Raw genomic sequence first — 25826 nt, forward strand, 5'->3', positions numbered from 1 at the left:
GTCAACCTACGTCCACCAGGGCGGGGTTCGGGTCCGAGGCGCCGATCCGGGGCGGTCGCACGGGCCACCAGGTGCGCTCGCCGAGCAGCAGCAGGGCCGCCGGCAGGATCAGTACGCGCACCACGAAGGCGTCCAGCAGGACGGCCGAGGCGAGCACGAAACCGATCTGCTTCATCTCGATGATGTGCAGGAAGACGAAGCTGACGAAGACGGTCGTCATGATGACGGCCGCGCTGGTCACCACGCTCGCCGAGCGCCGGACGCCCTCGACGACGGCCTGCCGGGTGGGTGTGCCGTCGAGCACCGCCTCGCGGATCCGGCTCACGACGAACACCTGGTAGTCCATCGACAGACCGAAGAGGATCACGAAGAGGAACAACGGGACGCGGGAGCCGATCGATCCCGTGGAGTGGAAGCCCAGCAGCGATTCGGCCCAGGTGTGCTGGAAGACGAGTACGAGCAGGCCGAGGGCGGCCGCCGCCGAGAGCAGGTTCAGGACGACGCCGAGCAGCCCGAGTACGACCGAGCGGAACGCGTACAGCGTCATCAGGAACGTCACCAGCAGCAACGCACCGAGGACCAGCGGCAGTTTGCTGTCCTGGTGGGCCGGATAGTCGGCGTAGCGGGCGACATCACCGGTCACGCCGTACCGCGCGCCGGGGACCTTGCCGACGGTGGCGGGCAGGTAGTCGTGCCGCAGACGGTCCAGGGAGGCGGACGCCTGCGGGGAGTCGCTCAGGTACGGCACCCGCAGCTCCAGGGTGCTGGTCCGGTGGTCGGCGGAGGTGCGGACGCGGGCGAAGTCGGTGAACAGCGGGTCCGCGGCGGTCCGGTCGGCCAGCGCGCGAAGTGCCCCGCCGACCTCGGCGGACTCGGCCGCCGGTGCCTGTACGACGACCTGGTGGGTGACCCGGCGGTCCGGGAAGGCGGCGTTGAGGCGGTCGTACACCCGCATCGCGGGGATCGCGCGCGAGTGCGTGTCCTGGGTCATCTCCGTGATCTTCAGGCCGGACAGCGGGAGGGCGAGCGCGAGCAGGGCGAGGCCCGAGAGGGCGAGCGTGGCCAGTGGGTGCCGGGCCGCGGGCCGCAGCAGGGCCGACCAGAACCGGCCGCCGTTGTCGTCCCGGATCCGGCGGGCCGGCCGGCCGCGCCGGGTCCGGCGCAGTGCCCTGCGTTCGGCCCGCCGGCCCAGCACGCTCAGCAGCGCCGGCAGCGCGGTCAGGGAGCTGGCCACCGCGACCAGGACGACCAGGACCGTACCGGTGGCGAGTGAGGAGAAGATGACGTCCGAGGCCAGATACAGGGTGGCGGTGGAGGCGGCGACCGCGAGCCCGGAGACCACGACCGCCCGCCCGGACGTGGCCGCCGCCAGCTCGACCAGCGCCTCACTGCTCAGCCGCCCGGCCGAGCGGGCCCGCTCCTCCCGCTCCCGTTTGAGATAGAAGAGCGTGTAGTCGACGCCGACCGCGAGGCCGATCATGAGGATCACGTTGGTGCCGACGCCGACGTCCGGACTGAGGTGCGAGGCGACCATCGCCAGCCCGACGGCGGCCGCGATCGAGGACAGTGCCAGCAGCAGCGGTACGGCGGCCATGGCGAGCGAGCCGAAGGCGACCAGCAGCGTGACCAGGGTCAGCGGCAGGGTGATCTTCTCGGACAGGGCCAGGTCGTCGTCGCGCTGCTGGTCGACCCCCTTGCTGGTGGAGGGACTTCCGGTCTCCTGCACGAGCAGCGCGGGATGGTCGCGCTGCACGGCCTCGGTCTGCGCGACGAGCGCCCCGACCTTGCCGGTGGCGTCCAGTTCCTCGCCCTTGATCGCCACCTCGACCAGGAGGACCCGGCCGTCCGGGGACCGTACCGGCGCGGCCACCCCGGCGACCTCGGGCAGTCGCTTCATCCGCGCGGTGAGGTCGTGCACGGCCGCGCCGGCGGCCCGGGTGTCCAGGGCGCCCGACCGGGCCGAGACCAGGATCTGTTCGGTGGGCCTGCGCTCCAGATGGCCGTCGGCGGCCATCGCCTCGGCCCGGCCCGCCTCGCCGACCCGGTAGTCGGAGGTCGTGGCCTCGTGGGTGCCGACGGCGCTGCCCACGGCGAGGCACAGCGCCACGAAGAGCAGCCAGCCGACGAGCGCCCGCCAGGGGTGCCTGGCGCTGAGGCGTGCGATGCGCACGGTAGGTGAGTTCATGCCCGAAAGCCTCGCTGAGCAGGGCAGTTGCGGGACACGGGTGCCCGGTGGAACTTGCCGTCGACCGATCGGTGGACCCCGGGGAGGGGGAAAACCCCCGCGAGTCACGTCCTCGCGGGGGTCTCCTTTCATCCGCCTGCCGTCGTGAAGGGTGAGAAGACGATCACGAGGCAGGACGTTCTCAGGGGGCGAGCAGCAGGGAGTTGGCGCGGGACTTCGCGGCCTCGTAACGCCTGGCCACGTCCTGCCAGTTGACGACCTGCCACATGGCCTCGATGAAGTCCACCTTCTGGTTGCGGTACTGCAGATAGAAGGCGTGCTCCCAGGCGTCGAAGACCAGGACGGGGATCGAGCCCTGGCCGACGTTGCCCTGGTGGTCGTAGACCTGCTCGACGATCAGCCGGCCGCTCAGCGCCTCGTAGGCGAGCACGCCCCAGCCGGAGCCCTGCGTGGTCGCGGCGGCCTTGGACAACTGCGTCTTGAAGCCGGCGAAGGAGCCGAAGGACTCCTTGATCGCCTCGGCCAGCTCGCCGACGCCGTCCTGCGCCAGCGGCTCGCCGCCGCCGTCCTTCGGGCCGGTCATGTTCTGCCAGTAGATGCTGTGCAGGATGTGCCCGGACAGATGGAAGGCCAGGTTCTTCTCCAGTCCGTTGATGGACCCCCAGGTCTCCTTGTCCCGCGCCTCGGCGAGCTGCTCCAGCGTGTCGTTGGCGCCCTTGACGTATGCCGCGTGGTGCTTGTCGTGGTGCAGCTCGATGATCTCCGGGCTGATCACGGGGGCGAGCGCGGAGTAGTCGTAGGGCAGGTCGGGCAGCGTGTAGACGGGCATGGGTGATCCCCTCCGGAACCTTATTGCACATGGCTTGCAAGTGCACGGTAGCAACAAGAGCGCCGGAGCAACAGAAAGGCCCCCACGTGTCGTACGTGGGGGCCTTTCTGTCGCCGGACGGGGATGCCGGGCGAAGCGGGCGTCAGTTCCTGGCCCGCACCCGCTGCCATCCGTACCCCACCGCGGCCAGGACGAGCGTCATCCCGCCCGTCGAGTACAGCTGCACCCGGGTGTCCGCCTCACGGGCCATCAGGACGAAGATCGCGGCCATGCCCGCCAGGGCGACCCAGGTGAGGACCGGGAACGCCCACATGCGGACGACCAGCTTCTCGGGGGTCTCGCGTTCGATGCGGCGGCGGAGCAGGAGCTGGGAGACCGCGATGAAGATCCAGACGACCAGGATGACCGCGCCGATCATGTTCAGCAGCCACTTGAAGATGTCGTTCGGCCGCCAATAGCTGAGCAGCACGCAGACGAAGCCCAGTACGGAGGAGGTCAGGACCGCGATGCGCGGGACCCCGCCGGACAGCTTCGCCAGCGCCTTCGGGCCGTAGCCGCGGTCGACCAGGGAGTAGGCGATGCGCGAGGCGCCGTAGATGTTGGCGTTCATCGCGGACAGCAGGGCGACCAGGACGACCACGTTCATCAGCTGGCCCGCACCCGGGATGCCCAGGTGGTCGAGCGTGGCGACGTACGGGCCCTTCGACACGACCTCCGCGGAGTTCCAGGGGACCAGGGTGACCACGACCGCCATGGAGCCGATGTAGAACAGGGCGATGCGCCACATCGCCGTGCGGACGGCGGACGCCACGCCCCGGACCGGATCCTCGGACTCGGCCGCCGCGATGGTCACCGTCTCCAGGCCGCCGTAGGCGAAGACGGACGCGAGCAGGCCGATGATCAGGCCGTTGCTGCCGTGCGGGAGGAAGTCGGAGAGGTTCGAGGTGCCGGGGGCGTCCGTGCCGGGCAGTACGCCCACGATGGCCAGCACGCCGAGGATCAGGAAGAGGCTGATCGCGCCGACCTTCAGCGTGGCGAACCAGAACTCGAACTCGCCGAAGTTCTTCACGGCGGCCAGGTTCGTCCCGCAGAAGACGACCATGAACAGCGCCACCCACATCCACTCGGGCGTGCCGGGCACCCAGCCGGAGACGATGTGGGCCGCGCCGATGCCCTCCAGGCCGACGGCCGTGCAGAGCAGGATCCAGAAGGACCAGCCCGCGGCGAAGCCCGCCCAGGGGCCGATCGCCCGCTCGGCGTGCGCCGAGAAGGAACCGGAGGAGGGGTACGCGGCCGACATCTCGCCCAGCATCCGCATCACCAGCATCACCAGCAGGCCGGAGACCGTGTAGGCGATCACGATGGACGGGCCGGCGGCGGCGATGCCCGCACCGGAGCCGACGAACAGCCCCGCGCCGATCACCCCGCCCAGCGCGATCATCGACAGATGGCGCTGCTTGAGGCCGTGGGAGAGGGAGCTGCCACTCCGTTGCTGCGGAGGCGTCTCCGTCGTGGTGTCGCTGTTCGGCATGAGCGCGGCTCTCCCCCTGCAATGGGCGGGCAAAAACCCCGCCAGTGTGGGCGGCCCGTCCGCTCAGGCCAACGGGCTGCCCACTATCCGGACATCTGCCGTACGCAGGGTGAACGGTCGGTCACGCGGCCGCGGTCACCGGTGTGTAGTGCGAGGCGTCGCCCTCGATCGCGTAGCTCTCCTTGCCCTCGACGCCGGCCGGGACGTCACCGGCGACGGTCACCCGGTGCAGCCGGCGCGGCTGGCCGTCGTAGTTGTCGATGGCGTAGTGCTGGGTGATCCGGTTGTCGAACAGGACCAGCTCGCGCTCCGCCCAGCGGTGCCGCAGGACGTTCTCCGGGCGGGTCACGTACGCCTGGAGGAGGTCCAGGATCTTGCGCGACTCGCCCGCCGACAGGCCGACGATCCGCTGCGCGAAACCGCCGATGAACAGGCCCCGCTCGCCCGTGAGCGGGTGGACGCGGACCACCGGGTGCGCGGTGCGGTAGGTGATGGACGTGAACCGGGCGCGCTGGGCGGCCTTCTCCTCGTCGATCTCCTCGTCCGGCACCGCGTAGTCGTAGTCGTTGGTGTGCTCGGCCCACAGGGTGTCGGCGAAGCGGCGCAGCGGCTCGGGCAGGTCGCGGTAGGCGGCCGCCGCGTTCGCGATCAGGGTCTCGCCGCCGTACGGCGGGATCGTGATCGAGCGCAGGGTGCTGGCCTGCGGCGGGTTGAGGACGAAGGTGACGTCGGTGTGCCAGTGGTTGGCGCGGCCGCGCTCGCTGTCGACGGGCAGCACGTTCGGGGCTCCGTCGACCGCGCCGACCGTCGGGTGCGCGGTGGTCAGGTCGCCGAAGTGCCGGGCGAAGGCCTGCTGGCCGGCGTCGTCCAGGTCACCGGCGGCGAAGACCAGTGCCTTGTGCACGTTCAGGGCCTCGCGGATCCCGGTGATCTGCTCGGGGGCGAGGGGCTTCGTGAGGTCGACGCCGGTGACGCGGGCGCCGATGCGGGCGGTGACCTTGGTGATGCCGAGGGACATGGCGGGTCCTTTCTGAGCGCCTATGCGCATGCGGGGGTCAGGTACTGGTTGGCGGGGCGGGGCAGGCCGTAGCGCTCCCGGAGCGTGTGGCGGCCGTCGTACTCGGTCCGGAACAGGCCGCGGGCGCGCAGCAGCGGTACGACGTGCTCGACGAAGGCGTCCAGACCCGAGGGCAGTACGGCGGGCATGATGTTGAAGCCGTCGGCGGCGCCCTGCGTGAACCAGGTCTCGATCTGGTCGGCCACCTGCTCGGGCGTCCCAGCGAAGGTGAGATGACCGCGCCCGCCGCCGAGCCGCGCGATCAGCTGCCGCACGGTGAGCCGCTCGCGCCGGGCCAGCTCCACCACCAGCGTGTAGCGGCTCTTCGCCCCCTCGACGGCGGACTCGGGTGGCAGGCCGGCGGGCAGCCTGCCGTCCAACTCCAGTGCCCCGGAGGGGAGTTGTAGCAGCCGCTCCAGGCGGTCCACCCCGTGGTCGTACACGATGTGGTCCTCCAGCAGCCGCTCCGCCGCCCGTGCCTCCGCCTCCGTCGAGCCGAGTACGGGCACGATCCCGGGCAGCACCTTGAGGTGCCCGGGATTCCGGCCCGCCTGCTCCGTCCGGGACTTGAGGTCGGCGTAGAAGGACTGTGCGTCGGCGAGGGTCTGCTGTGCGGTGAAGACCGCCTCCGCGTAGCGGGCGGCGAAGGCCTTGCCGTCCTCGCTCGACCCCGCCTGTACCAGCAGGGGGTAACCCTGGGGCGTGCGCGGGACGTTGAGGGCGCCCGCCACGCGGAAGTACCTGCCCTGGTGCCGGGGCGGATGGATCTTGCCGTCGTCGCCCCAGACGCCGGCCGCCTTGTCGGCGACGATCGCGTCGTCCTCCCAGCTGTCCCACAACTTCAGCACCACGTCCAGGAATTCGGCGGCGCGTGCGTACCGTTCGGCGTGGGCGGGCTCGGCGTCCAGGCCGAAGTTGCGGGCGGCCTCGGCACCGGCCGTGGTGACGATGTTCCAGCCGGCCCGGCCGCCGCTGACGATGTCCAGCGAGGCGATGCGGCGGGCCAGGTTGTAGGGGGAGTTGTAGGAGGTGGAGGCGGTGGCGATCAGGCCGATGTGTTCGGTGGCCGTCGCCAGCGCGGTCAGCAGGGTGAGCGGCTCCAGGGCGCCGGCCGGGCGCTGGGCGAGATTGCTCCACAGCTGGGGGCCGTCGGCGAGGAAGAGGGAGTCGAAGGTGCCGCGCTCGGCGATCCGGGCGAGGCGCACGTAGTGCTTCAGGTCGATGTGCGCGTACGGGTCGCTCTCCGGGAGCCGCCACGATGCCTCGTGGTGGCCCGTGTTCATCAGGAACGCGTTCAGATGGAGCTTTCTCACGGTCACCGGTGTTCCTCCGTGACGCCCAGGGCGGCCAGCAGCCGCTGCCGGTAGTCGCCCAGCACCGGCTCGCGGTACGAGCGCGGGTGGGGGTGGTCGATGGTCTGGTCGAGGGCGATCCGGCCCTGGTCGAGGACGAGGACCCGGTCGGCGAGCACGATCGCCTCGTCCACGTCGTGGGTGACCAGCAGCACGGACGGCCGGTGGCGTTGCCACAGGTCGCGCAGCAGGGTGTGCATCCTGATCCGGGTCAGCGCGTCCAGCGCGCCGAACGGCTCGTCGGCCAGCAGCAGTTCGGGCTCACGGACCAGCGAGCGGGCCAGCGCGGCCCGCTGGGCCTCGCCGCCGGACAGCTCGCCCGGCCAGGCCCGCTCGCGGCCCGCGAGGCCCACCTCCGCCAGTGCCGCACGGCCGCGCTCGACGGCGTCCTCGCCGTCCAGACCGAGCAGGACGTTGTCCAGCACCCGGCGCCAGGGCAGCAGCCGGGAGTCCTGGAAGACGACCGACACCCGCTCCGGCGCGGTGAGCCGCCCCGCGCCGGCCACCCCGTGGTCCAGGCCCGCGACCGCCCGCAGCAGGGTGGACTTGCCCGAGCCGCTGTGCCCGAGCAGCGCCGTGAACTGGCCGGCGGGCAGATCGAGGTCGATGCCGTCGAGGACCGTACGGCCGTCGAACGACCGGGTCAGGCCCCGCAGCCGGACGGCCGGCCGGGTCAGTTGCCCAGTGTGCGGCGCCATGACAGCACCCTCCGTTCGACGAGCCGGACCACGCTGTCGGAGACCATGCCGAAGACGCCGTAGACCAGCAGGCCGACCAGGATCACGTCGGTCTGTCCGTAGTTCTGCGCCTGGAACATCAGATAGCCGAGGCCGCTGGTGGCGTTGATCTGTTCCAGCACCACCAGGCCCAGCCAGGAGCCGGTCACCCCGAGCCGGAGTCCCACGAAGAATCCGGGCAGCGCGCCGGGGATCACGACCTGCCGGACGAAGGCGAGCCTCGACAGGCCCTGCACCTCGGCGAGTTCGACGTACCGGCTGTCGATGCCGGACAGCGCGGCATGCGTGTTCAGATAGACCGGGACGTAGACGACGATCGCGATGATCGCGACCTTGAAGGTCTCGCCGATGCCCAGCCAGAGGATGAACAGCGGGATCAGACCGAGGGTCGGGATCGCCCGGTTGAGCTGCACGGTCCCGTCGATCAGCGCTTCCCCGGTCCGGCTGAGCCCGGAGGCGAGCGCGAGCAGCACACCGGCGGCGAGCCCGATAGCGAAGCCGTACCCGGCCCGCTCCAGGGAGGTCAGGACGTCGGTGGGCAGCGTGCCGTCGGCCCACAGCCGGCCGGCCGTGCGCAGCACCGTCCAGGGCGCCGGAACGGCGTTCGTGTCGAGGGTTCCCGCGGCGGAGGCGGCGGTCCACAACGTCAGGACGAGCACGGGGCCGACCAGCCGGGCGGCGGGCAGCCGGCGGCCGGGGGAGAGGCGGCGGCGCCGGCGGACCGGGGGCGGCTCCGCTGCGGCCGCCGCCGGTGCGGCGGTCGTCGTGGTCATGGCGGTCATGTCCGGTACTCCTCGGATACGGCCCGGGCGGCGAGCGCCTCGAAGCGGTGGTCGAAGAGCGAGGAGACGTCGAACTTCTTCACGAAGCCGCCCTCGGCGAGCAGATCGGCCGTCTCCTGCTCCCACGCGATCGCCTCGTCCCAACGGGGCGGGAACAGCGGCTTGTTGGCGAGCTTCGTGATGCCCCGGGCCTGGTCCAGGGTCAGGTTCTGGGTCTTGACGTAGAACTCCTCGTTCCACACGTCCGGGTGCTCGTACGCCCACACCTGGCCCTGCGCCCAGCGCGGGACGTAGGCGGCGATCGCGGCGGCCTTGGCGGGGTCGTTCAGGACGGACTGCGGGGCCCACAGCAGATTGAGCAGATCCACGACGTCGGTCGGGACCGTGCGGGCGCCCTTGGCCGCGTACTGCTTCAGATAGGCGGGCGCCTGGCTGTTGGCGAGCGGGGCCACGTCGACCTGTCCGGACTGCAGCGCGGTCAGGAACTGGTTGCTGGTCAGCGGGACCAGCTTCACGTCGTCGTACGCCAGGCCCGCCCGCTTCAGCGCCCGCAGCAGGACGACACCCTGCGCCTGCCCCTGCGAGAAGGCGAGCCGCCTGCCCTTGAAGTCGCCGACCGCGCGGATGTCGCTGCCGGGCTTGGTGGCGAAGAGGTAGTTCGGCTTGCGGGTGAGGTCGATCGCCACGATCTTCGCGTCGAAGCCCTGGTAGTGCGCCTGGATCGGCGGGATGCCCGCGTTGTTCGCGACGTGCAGGGACTTGGCGCGGAAGGCGTTGATGACGTCCGGACCGGCGCCGATGTTCAGCCAGCCGGACACGGTGAACGGCGGCGCGGGCAGCTTCGCCAGCCGGAACTGGAGCTGTTGCTGGCCCTGATAGTCGGCGATCTTCAGGCTGGTGCCGGCCGGGACCTTCGCGGCGAGCGGCCGGGTGGCGGCGCCGCGGGTGTCGGCGGAGGCGTCGCCCCTGGCACAGCCGCCGAGGGCCACGGCCGCGGTGGACGCACCCAGCAGGGAACTGAGGAAAACACGACGGTGCATGCGAGGACTCCCCGGAGGAAAAGTGGGGGAAGACAGGAGGAATTCCGGAACCACAGGCCGGACGGAAGAGAAGAACAGTGAGCCGGAAACACGCGCTTCACGCGCGGCAACGTGTCAGCAACAAAGGGTGCGACAGCTGATAAGAAGGCTCATGACCAGCATGTTCCTGCCCACCATTGAGCCCTGTCAACATTCGGAGTTTCTGAATTAAATACCCTGAGGTGACGCGCCCAGCGGATCCCGGTACAGCACGTCGAGGGCCACCGAACCGCCCGCCACCGCCAGCACGGAATCCGGGAAACTCGTCGGAAGGACGGCCGCCGCACGCCGTATTCCCGCCGCTTCCCTGAGTGCGGCGAGGCAGTCCTCGAAGTGGATGACCCCGACCTCGGTGACCACGACGGTCTCCGGATTGAGCACGTCCAGCAGCAGCCCGGCCGCCCGCCCGGTCGCCCGGGCCCGCTCCACCAGCAGCCGCCGGGCCACCGCGTTTCCGGCCGCCGCCGCGGCCACCACGCGCAGCGGATCGCCCGAGTCGGTCACCCCGGCCGCCCGGGCCCGCCGGCCGAGCGTCCGCTCGCCGAGCTCCGCCTGCAGACATCCGGTACGGCCGCACGCGCACGGCTCGGTGCCGCCCGGCACCGGCAGATGGGCGATGGTCCCGGCCGCCGAGCGCGGCCCGTGGTGCACCTCGTCATGCGTGGCGAAGGCCGCGTCGACCACGTTCCCCACGAACAGGTGCAGCACGCTCCCGCTGCCCCGGACCCGCCCGAACAGCCGCTCCCCGTTCACCAACGCCCGCGCGTGCCCGTCCACATGGACCGCGAGGCCCGTGCGGGCGCCGAGCAGCTCCCGTACCGGCACCTCCCGCCAGCCCAGCAGCTCGTGCTCGACCACGGTGCCCGTCTCCCGGTCCACCCAGCCGCCGACGGCCACCCCGACCCCCAGCGGCCGGCGGCCCGGCATCCCGGCCAGCAGCTCCGCGAGCCCCTCGGCGGCCCGCGCCAGCACCCGGCCGGGATCGGTCCCGTCGTGCGCCGACCGCCGCCGCGCCAGCACCCGGCCGCGCAGATCCAGCAGCGCGACCGTGGTGTACGGCACGGCCACGTGCACCCCGCCGACCAGGAACCGCGTGTCGTCCAGGTCGACGGGGACGTGCGGCCGGCCCACCCCGTTCGAGCGGCGGGGCACGGCCGCCTCGCGGAGCAGGCCCCGGTCGGCGAGCCGGGCACAGTACTCGGTCACCGACGCGGGCGACAGCCCGGTCAGCCGGGCGACGGTACTGCGCGCCACCGGCCCGTGCTCCAGCACACAGCGCAGCACCGCACTGGCGCTGGTGCGCCGCCGGTCGCTGTCGGCGGCACGCGGAACGGGCGAGACGGGCAGGACAGGAGGGGGCACCGCGGTACGGGGCATGGAAGACCGTCCTCGGGAAAAGGGGGGGAGCCGGCACGTCGTACGAAGGCGGGGCGTGCCGAGCGGTCCGCCCCTAGTCCCGGAGGTGACAGGTGGCCGTGCCCTGGCGTCGCAGGTCGACATAGCGACGCGACGTGAAGTACCGGGCCTGGGCAACCATGTGGGCGAAGCTAGCAAAACGCCCCCGCGCTGCCCAGACGGCGACCGACGGGCGAGACGGACCCCGCCCGAACAGCCGCCCTTTGGTGGGACCCTACAGACGCGGTCCACGTCAGCGGCGTGACCGGGGCGTCGCTGCCTCAGTGACCGGTATCACGCCCGACCGCGTGTAAGCGGCACGCTTTGTGCGAAGCGTACGAAGGCGCCGTTCCACCCTTTGTCGAGCGCCAACGGTGATCGGCTCCAGGACGCTGGGATAGCGTCACGGTGTCCCGACGTGTCCACACCACCCAGCGGAGTCCCCATGAGCACCGCCACCGCCACCGCTCGTCCCGGCGCAGTCCTCGCCGACCTGCTCCCCGCGTCCCGCGTCCGCGACGCGGCCCTCGTCCTCGGCGGCGCCGCGCTCACCGGTATCGCGGCCCAGGTGGCGATCCCCGTGCCCGGCTCCCCGGTGCCGGTGACCGGCCAGACCTTCGCCGCGCTGCTCGTCGGCACCGCGCTCGGCGCCCGCCGCGGCTTCCTCTCCCTCGCCCTGTACGCGCTCGCGGGCGTGGCGGGCATGCCGTGGTTCGCGGAGGGCGGCTCCGGCGCGGGCTCGGTCTCCTTCGGCTACGTCCTCGGCATGCTCCTCGCCTCGGCGGCCGTCGGCGCCCTGGCCCGGCGCGGCGCCGACCGCTCGCCGCTGCGAACGGCGGGCACGATGCTCCTCGGCGAGGCGATCATCTACGCCGTCGGCGTGCCCTACCTGGCCCTGGCGGCCCACCTGTCCCTCTCCCAGGCCGTCGCCGCCGGCCTCACCCCGTTCCTGATCGGCGACGCCCTCAAGGCCGCCCTGGCGATGGGCGCGCTGCCCACGGCCTGGAAGTTCGCGAACAAGCGCTAGCCGCCGTAGTTCCTGCGCAAGAGGTTCGCCGGGTCGTCAGTCCCCTTGACCCGGGCGGGCCTCTTTCGCGTATTCAGGGGCGTAGTCGCCTGCGGCGCGGTCGGCGCGGGCGGGCCATGGGACGCAGAACGGCCGCACAGCCTGACAGGTACCGTCAGGCTGTGCGGCCATGTTCCGCTGTCCGGCTCGTCGTGTCAGCCGGTGGTGACCTTCTCGACCGCGTCGACGGCGGGCGCGCTCGCCGCACGCTTCGACTCGGTCTTCTGCTTCACCAGGGCGATCACGATCACGACGGCCGCGACCCCGAGCGACAGCAGCACCGTCGTACGGCCGCTGCTCTCGCCCTTCGTGTCGGTCAGCATGTAACCGAGGACGAAGACGATGAAGGCGGCCGTCGCCCAGGTCAGGTACGGGTACAGCCACATCTTCACGACGAGCTTCTCCGGCGCCTCCCGCTGGATGATCTTGCGCATCCGCAGCTGCGAGAAGCAGATGGCCAGCCAGACGAACAGGGCGACCGCGCCGGACGAGTTGACCAGGAAGAGGAAGACGGTCTTCGGGTAGGCGTAGTTGAAGAAGACGGCCACGAAGCCGAAGGCGACCGACGCCAGGATCGCCGCCATCGGCACACCGCGGGAGGTGGTGCGGGCGAACGCCTTCGGCGCGTCACCGCGCTGGCCGAGCGAGAAGGCCATGCGGGAGGCCGTGTACAGGCCGGAGTTGAGACAGGACAGCACCGAGGTCAGCACGATCACGTTCATGATCTGGCCGGCGTGGGCGATGCCGAGCGAGTCCAGCGCTGCGACGTAGGAGCCGTTCTTCTTGATGGACGGGTCGTTCCACGGCAGCAGCGAGACCACGACGAGGATCGAGCCCAGGTAGAAGACGCCGATACGCCAGATGATGCTGTTGGTGGACTTGGTGACCGCGCGCTGCGGGTCCTCCGACTCGCCGGCCGCCAGGGTGGCGATCTCGCTGCCCATGAAGGAGAAGACGACCAGCAGCACACCGGTGAGGATGGCGCCGGGTCCGTGCGGCAGGAAGCCGCCGTGGTTCGTCAGGTTGCCGAAGCTCGCCTTGTCGGCGTGCACGCCCGGCAGGACGCCGAACACGGCCAGCAGACCGATGACGACGAACGCGCCGATCGCCACGACCTTGATGCCGGCGAACCAGAACTCGAACTCGCCGTACGAGCCGACGGAGACCAGGTTGGTCGCGGTCAGCACGGACATCACGATGAGCGCCCAGGCCCACTGGGGCACGCCCGGGACCCAGCCGTGCAGGATCCCGGCGCCGGCGGTGGCCTCGACGGCCAGCACGACGACCCAGAAGAACCAGTACAGCCAGCCGATGGAGAACCCGGCCCAGCGCCCGAGCGCACGGTCGGCGTGCGCGGAGAAGGAGCCGGAGGTGGGGTTGGCTGCGGACATCTCGCCGAGCATGCGCATCACGAGGACGACGAGCGTGCCGACGAGGGCGTACGAGAGAAGGATGCCGGGTCCCGCGGTAGCGATGCCCGAACTGGAACCGACGAAGAGGCCGGCTCCGATCACGCCACCGATCGCGATCATCGTCAGGTGGCGGTTTTTCAGTCCTGCTTGGAGGCCCGAACCAGGGGTCATGGACGGTTTCCTTTGCGCCAGGTGAAGCAGCTCGCACGAGCGGTGTACGAGTCGGTCCAGTGAAAGCGAGGCGAACGGATTGGGGAACCTCTGAATCCGAATCGTTACTTGAGGTTCCCTTGAGGTTCTATGGTTTTGCTCACATCTTTTGGCCCCGGTGTGGCGCCGACACCCGGAGCTGCTGCCCTGGATCAGGCGTGTCACACTCATGGCATGCGCGTGTATCTCGGCTCCGACCATGCGGGCTACGAACTCAAGAACCACCTCGTCGAGTGGCTCAAGACGGCGGGGCACGAGCCCGTCGACTGCGGGCCGCACATCTACGACGCCCAGGACGACTACCCGCCCTTCTGCCTCCGCGCGGCGGAGCGTACGGCCGCTGACCCCGAGGCCCTCGGCATCGTGATCGGTGGCTCCGGCAACGGAGAGCAGATCGCCGCGAACAAGGTCAAGGGCGTGCGGGCGGCGCTGGCCTGGAGCGAGGAGACCGCGTCGCTGGGCCGTCAGCACAACAACGCCAACGTGGTGGCCGTGGGTGCGCGTATGCACAGCACCGAGGAGGCGACCAAGTTCGTCGAGGTCTTCCTCAGCACGCCGTTCTCCGGTGACGAGCGGCACATCCGCCGCATCGACATGCTCTCGGCGTACGAGACGACGGGCGACCTCCCGCCGATCCCGCCGCACCACCCGCAGCAGTAGCCCCGCCCCCGGCCCCCTCGGCTCACCCGCCCACCCCTTCGCCGGCCGTCCCGTCGGCCGGAACGGGTGGGTGGGGAAGAAACGAAAGGACAGCTCAGCCGTGCCGGAAGGGCACACCATTCACCGGCTGGCCCAGGACTACGCCGAGCGCTTCCGGGGTACCGCCCCGCGGGTGACCAGCCCCCAGGGCAAGTTCTCCGACGCCGCCGCCCTTGTGGACCGCGCCGAGCTGACGGCCACCGAAGCCCACGGCAAGCACCTCTTCCTCCGCTTCCGGGACGCCGACTGGGTCCACATCCACCTCGGCCTCTTCGGCAAGGTCGGCTTCGGCGACATTCCCGCGCCCCCGCCCACCGACACCGTCCGGCTCCGGCTCGCGAACGCCACCGCGTACGTCGACCTGCGCGGCCCGACCACCTGCGCACTGATCACGGACGACGAGAAGCGGGCGATACACGACCGCCTCGGCCCCGACCCGCTGCGCGAGGACGCCGACCCGGGCGCGGCGTACCGCCGGATCTCCCGCAGTCGTACGACGGTCGCCGCCCTGCTGATGGACCAGAAGATCGTCGCCGGCGTCGGCAACGTCTACCGCGCCGAGGTGCTGTTCCGGCACGGCATCGACCCGTACCGGGCGGGCAGGGACATCACCCCCGCCCAGTGGGACACCGTCTGGGCCGACCTCGTCGAGCTGATGCGCGAAGGCGTCAGGAACAATCGCATCGACACCGTCCGGGCCGAGCACACCCCGGAGGCGATGGGACGGCCGCCGCGCGTGGACGACCACGGCGGCGAGGTCTACGTCTACCGCCGAGCCACCCAGCCCTGCCACGTCTGCGGGGACGAGATCCGCACCGCCGACCTCGCCGCCCGCAACCTCTTCTGGTGCCCCACCTGCCAGAAGCGGTGAGGCGGGCTCAGAAGCCGTGCGGCAGCCACGGCGGAACCGATGAGCTGAACGCCACCGACGCCTCCGTCAGCGAACCCGGCCGCACCTCCCGTACCCGCCCGGCCGCCGCGAGCGACAGCAGGCTCACCCCGCCGAGATAGGCGGCGCCCAACTCCCGTACCGACAGGGCGAGATCGGCCGCGTCCGTGGTCCGCTCGCAGGACGCGCCCTTCGTGTCGCCCGTGAGCCGCCAACGCCCGGCGTTCCAGGGACAGAAAGCGTCCTCGACCTCGAACACGACGTCCAGCGGCGCCTGGTAGGTGCGGGCCGACAGGGCCCTGCCCACGTCCACCAGCCGGACCTGGGCGCCGTCCCGCACGCTCGTGCGGCAGCGCCGGATGTCGTCCACCAGGTACTGCCAGGCGTCGTCCACCGGACGTGCGCGCACGGACAGCGTGGTCATCAGGTCGAGGCCGAACAGGAAGCGCCACAGCGCCGCGCCCGTCGCGGGGTCCAGCGCGGCCAGGCCCTCCAGCGTCACCGTGCCGTCGTGTCCGCTCGGCCCCCAGCCCATCTTGGTGCGGAACCGGGCGTACCCCGTGACCCGCCCCTCCCGCTCGGCGACCACGCACTGCAGCGCCGACGCGCCTTCCCGCTCGCTCTCCGGGTCGAGCAGAGCCACCCGCTCCCAGCCGGGCTGCCGGGCCAGCATCCCGGGCCGGCCCGGCACCAGGGCCGCGTACACCGCCTCGCACTCGGCGAGGACCTCGGCGGGCTCCGCGTACCGCACCCGTGTGTCCTCGGTGCCGGCCGGGAGCGCCAGTGAGACCCGGCTCGTGTCGATCTCGGCCGCCAGCTGGAGGGTCGCCGCGCCGTAGCCGAAACGGCCGTAGATGGCCGGCTCGGACGCGAACAGCACCGCCAGCGGCTCGCCCAGCGCGCGCACGTCGTCCAGCTGCCGGCGCATCATCGAGGTCAGCACCCCGCGCCGCCGGTGGGTGGCCGCCACGCTCACCATGGTCACGCCGGCCACCGGGACCTCGGCCCCGCCCGGCACGGTCATCCGGAAGCTGATCGCCCCCGCCGTCCCGACGATCTCCGCCCCGTCCCGGGCGACCAGCGAACGGCCGAACTCCGTGAGCGACCGGTCCAGTGCGCGTTCCTCGGCCGCGGCCGTCCCGCCGAAGGCCCGTGCCAGGTGGTCCCACCAGCGGTCGAAATCCTCCGGCCGCAACACCGTCAACTCAGTCGCGCGTTCAGTCCCCATGGGCGCATGCCTATCAGGGCGTTGCGGGACGAGCCAGCGAATTTGTCCCGGACGGGAGCGCTCCGGCCCCGGATGCCGTTCACTGTGCGGGCCGGCTGTGCGGGGGAGCCCCGCACGGGGGACAAGTGGGACCTCCCGTGCCAAGCAGCCGGTCCGATCGATAGGGTCCCGAACTAATGGCAGCAGGACGAGAGCGGCGCGCGAAGGCCGAGACGTTCACGGCCCGGTGGAAGATCCAGTGGCACCGGGTCCGCACCGGCCTGCGCAGAAGCGCCGTGGACTACTTCCGCGGCGACGGCTCCGACTGGATCGCCTTCGCCGGTCTGCTGCTGACCATCCCCGTCCTCATGGCCGTGACCCTGGTCGACTCGGTGTGGTGCTCCCCGGCCACCCTGGTGCTGCCGATCATCGCGGGCGGCCTGCTGCTGCGCCCGGCGAGCCTGCTCGGCCTGTACGCGGCGGGGGCGACGGCGCTGATCGTGGAGTCGGTACGGCTCGGCCCGTACACCGAAGGACCGTCCCGGGTCACCCCGGGCGTGGTCCTCGTCGTGGCGGCCTGCGGTTTCTTCGGCCTGCTCACGGCCCAGTTCCGCAGCCGGGTCGGGGTGCCCTGGCGGCGCGGCGGCACCATGCTGTTCGACCTGCGCGAGCGGATCCGGGTACAGAGCAAGCTGCCGAAGCTGCCGCAGGGCTGGCACCACGAGATGGCGCTGCGGCCGGCCGGCGGCCAGTCCTTCTCCGGCGACTTCGTCGTCGCGGCCCGTACGAACGGCGGCCGCACCCTGGAGGTCGTGCTCACGGACGTCTCCGGCAAGGGCATGGACGCGGGCTCCCGCGCCCTGCTCCTGTCGGGCGCCTTCGGCGGTCTGCTCGGCTCCCTGCCCCCGCACGCCTTCCTCCCGGCGGCGAACGGCTACCTCCTGCGCCAGGACTGGGACGAGGGCTTCGCCACCTCCATCCATCTCGTCCTGGACCTCGACTCCGGGGACTACGAGCTGTACACCGCCGGCCATCCGCCGGGGCTCCAGCTGAGCGCGGGCAGCGGACGCTGGAAGGAGAAGGCCGCGGAGGGCCCGCTGCTCGGCGTCTACGACGGCGCCCAGTTCGACCCCGTGAAGGGCTCCCTGCGCCCCGGTGACGTCCTGATGCTCTTCACGGACGGCCTGGTCGAGACCTCCGACCGCGACATCGTCGAGGGCATGGACCGCCTCACCGGCGAGGCCGACCGCTATGTCGCCGGCGGTTTCCACGGCGCCGCCTGGCACCTCATCGAGGCGGTGGCCAAGGACGTCAACGACGACCGAGCCCTCCTCCTGATCTGCCGCCAGGCAACGGCCCCGGTGCGCTGAGCCGCGGCGCTGCGCCGGGCGGGGTGGCGCCGGGTCGTGCCGTGGTACGGCCCTCGCGTGACGCGCGGGGCGGTGTTCAGCGGGGCGAGCACCTCGGGTGGGAGCGAGAATCCCGGCCGAAGGCGAAGCCGAGGCGAGACACCGACAAGGCACCCCATGCTCCGACCCGACGGCCTGGCCCGTGCAGCCCTCCGCTTCAAACCCTCCGCCTTCACCGGCACCTTCACCGCTCTCGCCCTCGCCGCGACGATCATCACGGCCTGCGGCATCCTCCTGGAGACCGGCGCCCGCGCCGAGGTCCCGCCCCACCGCTACGCCCACGCCCCCGTCGTAGCCGCCGCCGACCAACGCGTCCATCTGGGCCGCGACGGCGACAACCAACCCGTCCCCGACCGCGCCTCCTCGACGCCTGCCTCCTCGCCGAGGCAGCCGCGGCCCCCGGCGCCCGCACCGCCGTACCCGACGTCACCTTCCCGGCCCGAGCCCCGCAGGGAGGGCGGCCCTACACCGCCCACGACTGGACCTCCACCACCTTCACCGGCGAACGCCTCACCACGGGCCGCGCCCCCGCCCCTGCCCTGACCGCGGTCACCCTCCCGGCCCGCGCGGCCCCGCGCCGGGAGACACTGGGCCGATGACACAGCCCACGGCCGCATCCGCCTCCACACCCCCGCCCCTGCTCACGCTCGACGAGGTCGAGGCACTCGCCCGTGCCGCCCACGAGGGGCAGACCGACAAGGCGGGGCGGCCGTACGCCGGACACCTCGCCGCCGTCGCCGCGGGCGTGCGCGCTCGCGGCGGGGACGCGGAGCAGATCGCGGCGGCCTGGCTGCACGACGCGGTCGAGGACGACGCGCTCACCCGGGAGTGGCTGGCGGCGGCCGCCCTGACCCCGCGCACCAAGGCCATCGTGGACGCCCTCACCAAGCGGGCGGGGGAGGAGCCGGCGGCGTACGCGCGGCGGATCCTCGCCACCCCGGGCGCCCGCCTGGTCAAGGAGGCCGACCTGGCGCACAACGCCGCCCCGGAGCGGCTGGCGGTCCTGGACGAGCCGACCCGGACACGACTGACCGAGAAGTACGCGGGGATGCGCGCACTCCTCGGTCTGGACCAGGGGGCCGTGCAGGCTTAGGCGCTGACCGACTCCCGGGCCGGGGCCTGCTCCTTGTGCTCGCGCCCACGGGCGACTTCGGCCGCGTCCCGCCGGAACGCCCACTCCATCTTCGGCTCCATCGCGAAGCGGAAGACGCGCTGCACGGGCCTGGTGCACAGCAGCGTCACGACGGCGGCCGCGAGCAGCGTCACGAGGATCTCGCCGAACGGGCCGTGCAGCCAGGCCTGGTCGAACCAGCCGCTGTAGGTCACCGACTTCACCACGAAGCCGTGCAGCAGATAGCCGTACAGGGTGCCCGCGCCGAGCGCGGTGAACCACGTCCTGCGCCGCGGCACCCACGCGAAGAAGACGGCGGTCAGCAGCAGCGCGCAGGCGAACAGCCCCAGCGTCATGAGCGGGCCGGTCCACCACGGTGCGCCCAGGTTCTGTGCCGCGCTCTCCCGGTAGAACCAGTTGTCCTGCAGGCGTGGCGCCGTCCACCAGCCGACGGCCAGCGCCACCGCGGCCACCGGCAGCGACGCGATCCGTACCCACCTGCGGCGCAGCGCGGTGAAGTGCTCGGGCCGCAGGGTCAGGCCGAGTACGAAGAAGGGCAGGAACTGCAGGATGCGCCCCAGGTCGAGGCCGGCTCCGGTGCCGGGAGAGACCGAGCCGATCATGGCGATGCCGAGCGCGATCGGCAGCGGCCGGCGCACCAGCTTCCACAGCGGGCTGGTCAGCCGCCACACGAACAGCGCGCACAGGAACCACGTCAGGTACCACGGGGAGACGAGGTCGAACGGCTCGGCGGAGTGGCCGACGAAGCGCCGGAACAGCAAGTAGGCCGTCTGGAACACGACATACGGCACCGCGACCCCGGTGACCAGGCGCTTCAGCCGGTCCGGACGCATGTCGAAACTGCGCGAGAAATAGCCGGAGATGATGACGAACGCCGGCATGTGGAAGGTGTACACGACGTTGTACAGGCCTTCGAGGACACGGCTGTCGCTCTTGAGCGGCGCCCAGGTGTGCCCCGCGGCCACCAGCACGATCGCCAGGTACTTGACGTTGTCGAAGAACGCGTCGCGCTGTGCGCCCGGTCTGCCGGCCGGGGGCTGCCGCTCCGGCGCACCCGCCGGGGTACGCGGACCGGGCACCCCGTCCGCCGGCGTCCGCGACGGAGGAAGTGCCCTGCGGATGTGACCGAGGGGCGAGACGGCATCGAACATCTCAGGCACCCTAGCGTTGCCTGTGGAATTTCGTAAAACCCGCGCAGACATTGCCGGTTAATGGCTTCGAACGCCCACTGATTTACATGCACTTGGATCGTCGGTTCACCCGTGATGTACCGATTCATCCCCACTAAATGGGGCATACTGCAGCTCTGTGCGATCAATTCGAATTACCTGCGCGCAGGATGTGTGGAGACGGAAACGAAGTGGCGCAATTTCATGGGGAGTCAGGCGCGGACCCATGGTCGAATTGCTGTGCGGCGCATCGCCCGCGCCGGTCCCTTACCCGACGTTGTGTCACGGGCCGCATACGGCGGCCGGGTTGGTGGCACGATGGTTCTGGCGGGGGTGCGCGGGCCGTACCTCCGGGCCGGGAGAGCGGACCGACCTAGGGTGTGATCAGTTGTGGCCATTTCACTGTCTGTGGTGCTGATGTTGGCGATCATCCTGGTGGTGCTGATCCGAGGGGGCAACATCAAGGCGGGCCCCGCCATCGTCGCCATCCTCTTCGGCTTCTTCCTGGCCTCGACGGGCATGGCCCCCTCCATCACCCGCTTCCTGAACTCGATAGCGGACTCGATCAACTCGATCAGATTCTGATCCGCCCCGGCCGCCGGCCCTCTCGGACGGTCGCCCCGGCTCGCATGGCCGCCCCGGCTCGCACGGCTGTCCGGAACACGCCAAAGGCCCGGCCCCGCCGAAGCGGAGGCCGGGCCTCTGGAGAGATCTGATCGATCAGAGCGGGCGACGGGAATCGAACCCGCGTAGCTAGTTTGGAAGACTAGGGCTCTACCATTGAGCTACGCCCGCAACACAGTGCGCCGCAGGTCCGTGACCGCGGCACTGGAGGCATCGTAGCGGGTCGCCCAGTGCCGAGGCCAACGAGTTCGCCTCCGCAAGCCCCGGCGGGCCTCCCGTGCGCCGCCGAGAAGAATGCGGCCGACGCGAGCGGCCGGGGCATGTACCCTACGTGTCGCACCAGACGGGGTGTGGCGCAGCTTGGTAGCGCGTCCGCTTTGGGAGCGGAAGGCCGTGGGTTCAAATCCCGCCACCCCGACCACCGGCTCACGGCATCCTGATGATCGCCTTTTGGGGCGCTGACCGGCTGCGGTTACTATGCAAGCTGCGCGCCCGTGTGTCCCGGCCCACTCGGCCTACGAACTCTCCCGGGCGGCTAAATCCGCCGGACCAGTCTGGCTCCGGCAGAAACCAAGAAGTCAGCCACAAGGAGACCGAACCGTGAAGAGCGCCGTGGAGACCCTGAACCCGACCCGGGTTCGGCTCACTGTCGAGGTGCCCTTCGAGGAGCTCAAGGACAGCCTCGACGCGGCGTACAAGAAGATCAACCAGCAGGTCACGGTGAAGGGCTTCCGTAAGGGCAAGATCCCGGCCCGTGTCATCGACCAGCGGTTCGGCCGCGGTGCGGTGCTGGAGGAGGCCGTCAACGACGCGCTTCCGAAGTTCTACACCGAGGCGGTCAACGAGGCCGAGCTGAGCCCGCTGGGCCAGCCCGAGGTCGACATCACGGAGCTGAAGGACGGCGAGACGCTGAACTTCACCGCCGAGGTCGACATCCGCCCGGCCCTCGAGATCCCGGACTACTCCGGTATCGAGGTCGAGGTCGACGCCGTCGAGGTCACCGACGAGGACGTCGACAAGTCGGTCGAGCAGCTCCGCGAGCGCTTCGCCTCGACCTCCCCGGTCGAGCGCGCCGCCGAGGACGGCGACGTCGTCACCATCGACCTGGAGGCCAAGGTCGACGGCGAGGTGCTGGAGGACGGCATCGCGAGCGGCGTTTCCTACACCATCGGCTCCGGCGAGCTGCTCGACGGCATCGACGACGCCGTCAAGGGCAAGTCCGCCGGTGAGGACGCCACCTTCACCTCCGAGCTGAAGGGCGGCTCCGCCGCGGGCAAGGAGGCCGAGGTCACCGTCAAGGTCACCCAGGTCGCCGCCCGCGAACTGCCCGAGCTGGACGACGAGTTCGCGCAGCTCGCCTCCGAGTTCGACACCCTGGACGAGCTGAAGGCCGACAGCCGCAAGCGCCTGGCCAACATGAAGCAGTTCGACCAGGCCACCCAGGCCCAGGAGCGCGTCCTGGAGAAGCTCCTCGAGCTGGTCGAGGTCCCGGTCCCCGAGAAGCTGCTCGAGGACGAGGTCAACACCCGCAAGCACAACCTGGAGCACCACCAGCTCGGCCAGATGGGCCTTGACCTCGCGAAGTACCTGGAGATCCAGGGCAAGACCGAGGAGGAGTTCGAGACCGAGACCCGTGAGGCCGCGGTCAAGGGCATCAAGACCCAGTTCGTCCTCGACGAGCTGGTCAAGCAGGAGAAGCTCAACGTCAACCAGGAGGAGCTCACCGAGCACCTCATGCGGCGCGCGGCCTCCTCCGGCATGTCCCCCGACCAGTTCGCCCAGGCCGTCGTCGAGGGTGGCCAGGTGCCGCTCCTGGTCGGCGAGGTCGCCCGCGGCAAGGCCCTGGCCGTCGTGGTCGAGAAGGCCACGGTCAAGGACACCAACGGCGAGATCGTCGACCTGAGCGACGACGAGGAGGAGACCGAGGCCGCCGAGGCGTCGGAGACCTCCGAGGAGCAGCCGGAGGCCTGATCCGGGCTTACGGCGCCTTCGCAGGCACGTACGACGGGCCCCTGGGAGTGTCTCCCGGGGGCCTGCGTCGTATGCGGGGGAGCGGCTGACCCCGAAGGGGCGCGGGGCTGCGTCGATATGCGGCCCCCCGGCGGAGCGCTACGCCCCCGGCGAACACCGTCATCTGCGGGATTCCCCGAAGGGACCATCGCGTTAGGGTCCATGAAAGGCAGAACAATGAGACGGCCCGGCGCCGTCGTAAGACGAGCAGGTGGATACGTGACGAATCTGATGCCCTCAGCCGCCGGCGAGCCTTCCATCGGTGGTGGCCTCGGCGACCAGGTCTACAACCGGCTGCTCGGCGAGCGGATCATCTTCCTCGGCCAGCAGGTTGACGACGACATCGCCAACAAGATCACCGCTCAGCTGCTGCTCCTCGCCGCTGACCCGGACAAGGACATCTTCCTCTACATCAACAGCCCCGGCGGCTCGGTGACGGCCGGCATGGCGATCTACGACACCATGCAGTACATCCCGAACGACGTGGTCACGATCGGCATGGGCATGGCGGCCTCGATGGGCCAGTTCCTGCTCACCGGCGGCACCGCCGGCAAGCGCTTCGCCCTGCCGCACACGGACATCATGATGCACCAGGGCTCCGCGGGCCTGGGCGGTACGGTCTCGGACATCAAGATCCAGGCCCAGTACCTGCTGCGCACCAAGAAGACCATGTCCGAGCTGACCGCGCTGCACTCCGGCCAGACCGTCGAGACGATCATCCGTGACGGCGACCGCGACCGCTGGTTCACCCCGGAAGAGGCCAAGGAGTACGGTCTCATTGACGAGATCATCACGCACGCCTCGGGTGTTCCGGGAGGCGGCGGCACCGGTGCCTGACCGGCCCGGCCACGCCACGCACCGCCGAGACCAAAGCCCCCCGAACGCCACCAGGACGGTGAACCCCATGAGCAACTTCCCCGGCGCCGCCAGCGGCATGTACGAAGGGCCCCGGCCCGACAGCCGCTACGTCATCCCGCGCTTCGTCGAGCGCACCTCCCAGGGCATCCGCGAGTACGACCCGTACGCGAAGCTCTTCGAGGAGCGCGTGATCTTCCTGGGTGTCCAGATCGACGACGCCTCCGCCAACGACGTCATGGCGCAGCTGCTGTGCCTGGAGTCGATGGACCCGGACCGGGACATCTCGATCTACATCAACAGCCCCGGTGGCGACATGACCGCCCTGACGGCGATCTACGACACGATGCAGTTCGTGAAGCCCGACATCCAGACGGTCTGCATGGGCCAGGCGGCCTCCGCCGCGGCCATCCTGCTCGCCGCCGGTACGCCCGGCAAGCGCATGGCGCTGCCGAACTCCCGCGTGCTGATCCACCAGCCGGCCGGCTCCACCGGCCGTGGTCAGCTCTCTGACCTGGAGATCATCGCCAAGGAGTTCACCCGGATGCGTGAGCAGCTGGAGAACATGCTGGCCAAGCACTCGAACCAGCCGCTCGAGAAGATCCGCGAGGACATCGAGCGCGACAAGATCCTCACGGCCGAGGAGGCGCTGGAATACGGCCTCGTCGACCAGATCATCTCCACCCGCAAGCTGAACAACTCCGAGGTCCGCTGACCCGGAGGGGCATTCTTTCCGGCCCCCTTGGCACGGTGCACGTCAAAGTGAACCCTGCCAAGGGGGGCCCGAACACGGGGCCCGGCAAGGTACCGTCGACATAAGGCAGCACCAGGAGCCGCTGGACCTCCGTGTCCAGGCGTCTCCCAGGCGAAGGGGAAGCACACCGTGGCACGCATCGGTGACGGCGGCGATCTGCTCAAGTGCTCGTTCTGCGGCAAGAGCCAGAAGCAGGTCAAGAAGCTCATCGCAGGGCCCGGTGTGTACATCTGCGACGAGTGCATCGATCTCTGCAACGAGATCATCGAGGAAGAGCTCGCGGAGACCAGCGAGGTGCGCTGGGAGGAGCTGCCCAAGCCCCGCGAGATCTACGAGTTCCTCGAAGGCTATGTGGTCGGCCAGGAGGCGGCGAAGAAGGCCCTCTCCGTCGCGGTGTACAACCACTACAAGCGGGTCCAGGCGGGCGAGAACGGCGGCGCGAGCGGCCGTGACGACGCCATCGAGCTGGCGAAGTCCAACATCCTCCTGCTGGGCCCCACGGGCTCCGGCAAGACCCTCCTCGCGCAGACTCTGGCGCGCATGCTCAACGTCCCCTTCGCGATCGCCGACGCGACGGCGCTCACGGAGGCGGGCTACGTCGGCGAGGACGTGGAGAACATCCTCCTGAAACTGATCCAGGCGGCGGACTACGACGTCAAGAAGGCCGAGACCGGGATCATCTACATCGACGAGATCGACAAGGTGGCGAGGAAGAGCGAGAACCCCTCGATCACCCGTGACGTCTCGGGCGAGGGCGTCCAGCAGGCCCTGCTGAAGATCCTTGAAGGCACCACGGCCTCGGTCCCGCCCCAGGGCGGCCGCAAGCACCCGCACCAGGAGTTCATCCAGATCGACACGACGAACGTCCTGTTCATCGTGGGCGGTGCCTTCGCGGGCCTGGAGAAGATCATCGAGGCCAGGGCCGGCGCCAAGGGCATCGGCTTCGGCGCCACGATCCTCTCCAAGCGCGAACTGGAGGCCAAGGACGTCTTCGAGGACGTCATGCCGGAGGACCTGGTCAAGTTCGGCATGATCCCGGAGTTCATCGGCCGCCTCCCGGTGATCACCTCGGTCCACAACCTCGACCGGGAAGCGCTCCTCCAGATCCTGGTGGAGCCCCGCAACGCGCTCGTCAAGCAGTACCAGCGCCTCTTCGAACTCGACGGCGTGGAGCTGGACTTCGAGCGCGAGGCCCTGGAGGCCATCGCCGACCAGGCCATCCTCCGCCAGACCGGCGCCCGCGGCCTGCGCGCCATCATGGAGGAAGTCCTCCAGGGCGTCATGTACGAGGTCCCGTCCCGCAAGGACGTGGCCCGCGTGGTCATCACCGCCGACGTGGTCCTCTCCAACGTCAACCCGACCCTGATTCCGCGGGATGCGCGGGGGCGGGGGTCCGGGGAGCAGAAGTCGGCGTAGGCCGTACTACGAGTACGAGGGGCTCCC

23 protein-coding genes and 2 tRNA genes are annotated in these 25826 nt (G+C 70.6%); 12 read left to right on the top strand and 13 right to left on the bottom strand.

Going from position 1 to position 25826, the window contains the following annotated elements:
• Position 1: 1 nt before the first annotated feature.
• The 9 genes from ADK64_RS15525 to ADK64_RS15565 form a co-directional block, all read right to left on the bottom strand.
• On the bottom strand, positions 2 to 2185 hold the full coding sequence (locus tag ADK64_RS15525) for an MMPL family transporter (RefSeq protein ID WP_053659230.1): 2184 nt from the start codon (positions 2183 to 2185) through the stop codon (positions 2 to 4).
• A gap of 181 nt (positions 2186 to 2366) precedes the next feature.
• Positions 2367 to 3014: a superoxide dismutase gene (locus tag ADK64_RS15530; RefSeq protein WP_053659232.1), complete on the bottom strand. Its 648-nt coding sequence runs from the start codon at positions 3012 to 3014 to the stop codon at positions 2367 to 2369.
• 142 nt (positions 3015 to 3156) lie between these two features.
• A complete protein-coding gene (locus ADK64_RS15535; RefSeq protein ID WP_053659234.1) occupies positions 3157 to 4545 on the bottom strand; it encodes an amino acid permease in 1389 nt (462 codons plus the stop codon).
• Positions 4546 to 4666: 121 nt separating this feature from the next.
• Positions 4667 to 5563, bottom strand: a complete 897-nt coding sequence (locus tag ADK64_RS15540; RefSeq protein WP_053659237.1) for a TauD/TfdA dioxygenase family protein — start codon at positions 5561 to 5563, stop codon at positions 4667 to 4669.
• Positions 5564 to 5583: 20 nt separating this feature from the next.
• Positions 5584 to 6921, bottom strand: a complete 1338-nt coding sequence (locus ADK64_RS15545; protein WP_107093000.1) for an LLM class flavin-dependent oxidoreductase — start codon at positions 6919 to 6921, stop codon at positions 5584 to 5586.
• On the bottom strand, positions 6918 to 7652 hold the full coding sequence (locus ADK64_RS15550; protein WP_053659239.1) for an ABC transporter ATP-binding protein: 735 nt from the start codon (positions 7650 to 7652) through the stop codon (positions 6918 to 6920). The genes ADK64_RS15545 and ADK64_RS15550 overlap by 4 nt, the downstream gene beginning before the upstream one ends.
• A complete protein-coding gene (locus tag ADK64_RS15555) occupies positions 7628 to 8473 on the bottom strand; it encodes an ABC transporter permease (protein WP_078992676.1) in 846 nt (281 codons plus the stop codon). The genes ADK64_RS15550 and ADK64_RS15555 overlap by 25 nt, the downstream gene beginning before the upstream one ends.
• Complete coding sequence (locus tag ADK64_RS15560; RefSeq protein WP_053659241.1) at positions 8470 to 9513, bottom strand: ABC transporter substrate-binding protein; 1044 nt, start codon at positions 9511 to 9513, stop codon at positions 8470 to 8472. The genes ADK64_RS15555 and ADK64_RS15560 overlap by 4 nt, the downstream gene beginning before the upstream one ends.
• A 207-nt stretch (positions 9514 to 9720) precedes the next feature.
• Complete coding sequence (locus ADK64_RS15565) at positions 9721 to 10929, bottom strand: ROK family protein (protein ID WP_053659243.1); 1209 nt, start codon at positions 10927 to 10929, stop codon at positions 9721 to 9723.
• 463 nt (positions 10930 to 11392) lie between these two features.
• Between ADK64_RS15565 and ADK64_RS15570 the strand changes: the two genes are divergently transcribed.
• Complete coding sequence (locus ADK64_RS15570; RefSeq protein ID WP_053659245.1) at positions 11393 to 11974, top strand: biotin transporter BioY; 582 nt, start codon at positions 11393 to 11395, stop codon at positions 11972 to 11974.
• Between the two features lie 194 nt (positions 11975 to 12168).
• Here ADK64_RS15570 and ADK64_RS15575 read toward each other — a convergent pair whose 3' ends face one another.
• Positions 12169 to 13596, bottom strand: a complete 1428-nt coding sequence (locus ADK64_RS15575; RefSeq protein WP_053659247.1) for an amino acid permease — start codon at positions 13594 to 13596, stop codon at positions 12169 to 12171.
• Between the two features lie 213 nt (positions 13597 to 13809).
• On the opposite strand from ADK64_RS15575, the gene ADK64_RS15580 reads away from it, so the two are divergent.
• The gene (locus tag ADK64_RS15580) at positions 13810 to 14295 is read left to right on the top strand and encodes a ribose-5-phosphate isomerase (RefSeq protein WP_053659248.1); all 486 of its coding nucleotides are present in this window, start codon (positions 13810 to 13812) and stop codon (positions 14293 to 14295) included.
• A 100-nt stretch (positions 14296 to 14395) separates the two neighbouring features.
• Complete coding sequence (locus tag ADK64_RS15585) at positions 14396 to 15205, top strand: Fpg/Nei family DNA glycosylase (RefSeq protein ID WP_053659250.1); 810 nt, start codon at positions 14396 to 14398, stop codon at positions 15203 to 15205.
• A gap of 7 nt (positions 15206 to 15212) precedes the next feature.
• Here the strand turns inward: ADK64_RS15585 and ADK64_RS15590 are convergent, their stop codons facing one another.
• The gene (locus ADK64_RS15590; protein ID WP_053659252.1) at positions 15213 to 16451 is read right to left on the bottom strand and encodes a GNAT family N-acetyltransferase; all 1239 of its coding nucleotides are present in this window, start codon (positions 16449 to 16451) and stop codon (positions 15213 to 15215) included.
• Between the two features lie 176 nt (positions 16452 to 16627).
• On the opposite strand from ADK64_RS15590, the gene ADK64_RS15595 reads away from it, so the two are divergent.
• The 3 genes from ADK64_RS15595 (at position 16628) to ADK64_RS15600 (ending at position 18932) form a co-directional block, all read left to right on the top strand.
• A complete protein-coding gene (locus ADK64_RS15595; RefSeq protein WP_053659254.1) occupies positions 16628 to 17800 on the top strand; it encodes a PP2C family protein-serine/threonine phosphatase in 1173 nt (390 codons plus the stop codon).
• Between the two features lie 156 nt (positions 17801 to 17956).
• On the top strand, positions 17957 to 18382 hold the full coding sequence (locus ADK64_RS45920; protein WP_159046263.1) for a hypothetical protein: 426 nt from the start codon (positions 17957 to 17959) through the stop codon (positions 18380 to 18382).
• 52 nt (positions 18383 to 18434) lie between these two features.
• Positions 18435 to 18932 (top strand): HD domain-containing protein, encoded by a 498-nt coding sequence (locus tag ADK64_RS15600; protein WP_053659256.1) that lies wholly within the window; start codon positions 18435 to 18437, stop codon positions 18930 to 18932.
• Here ADK64_RS15600 and ADK64_RS15605 read toward each other — a convergent pair.
• Complete coding sequence (locus ADK64_RS15605) at positions 18929 to 20122, bottom strand: acyltransferase family protein (protein WP_078992677.1); 1194 nt, start codon at positions 20120 to 20122, stop codon at positions 18929 to 18931. The two genes, ADK64_RS15600 and ADK64_RS15605, sit on opposite strands and share 4 nt — an antisense overlap.
• A 408-nt stretch (positions 20123 to 20530) precedes the next feature.
• Between ADK64_RS15605 and ADK64_RS42205 the strand changes: the two genes are divergently transcribed.
• A complete protein-coding gene (locus ADK64_RS42205) occupies positions 20531 to 20725 on the top strand; it encodes a hypothetical protein (protein WP_063789908.1) in 195 nt (64 codons plus the stop codon).
• 139 nt (positions 20726 to 20864) lie between these two features.
• On the opposite strand, the gene ADK64_RS15610 is transcribed toward ADK64_RS42205, so the two are convergent.
• Positions 20865 to 20935, bottom strand: a tRNA-Gly gene (locus tag ADK64_RS15610).
• A 173-nt stretch (positions 20936 to 21108) separates the two neighbouring features.
• On the opposite strand from ADK64_RS15610, the gene ADK64_RS15615 reads away from it, so the two are divergent.
• The 5 genes from ADK64_RS15615 (at position 21109) to clpX (ending at position 25799) form a co-directional block, all read left to right on the top strand.
• Positions 21109 to 21185: transfer RNA gene (locus ADK64_RS15615), tRNA-Pro, on the top strand.
• A gap of 179 nt (positions 21186 to 21364) precedes the next feature.
• Entirely contained in the window at positions 21365 to 22735 is a 1371-nt protein-coding gene (gene tig, locus ADK64_RS15620; protein WP_053659258.1) for a trigger factor, read from the top strand.
• 270 nt (positions 22736 to 23005) lie between these two features.
• On the top strand, positions 23006 to 23611 hold the full coding sequence (locus ADK64_RS15625; protein ID WP_053659345.1) for an ATP-dependent Clp protease proteolytic subunit: 606 nt from the start codon (positions 23006 to 23008) through the stop codon (positions 23609 to 23611).
• A gap of 67 nt (positions 23612 to 23678) precedes the next feature.
• A complete protein-coding gene (locus ADK64_RS15630; RefSeq protein WP_053659259.1) occupies positions 23679 to 24344 on the top strand; it encodes an ATP-dependent Clp protease proteolytic subunit in 666 nt (221 codons plus the stop codon).
• 168 nt (positions 24345 to 24512) lie between these two features.
• Positions 24513 to 25799: an ATP-dependent Clp protease ATP-binding subunit ClpX gene (clpX, locus tag ADK64_RS15635; RefSeq protein WP_053659261.1), complete on the top strand. Its 1287-nt coding sequence runs from the start codon at positions 24513 to 24515 to the stop codon at positions 25797 to 25799.
• Positions 25800 to 25826 lie beyond the last annotated feature (27 nt).

It is taken from the genome of Streptomyces sp. MMG1121 (assembly GCF_001280015.1).
Lineage (GTDB): Bacteria > Actinomycetota > Actinomycetes > Streptomycetales > Streptomycetaceae > Streptomyces.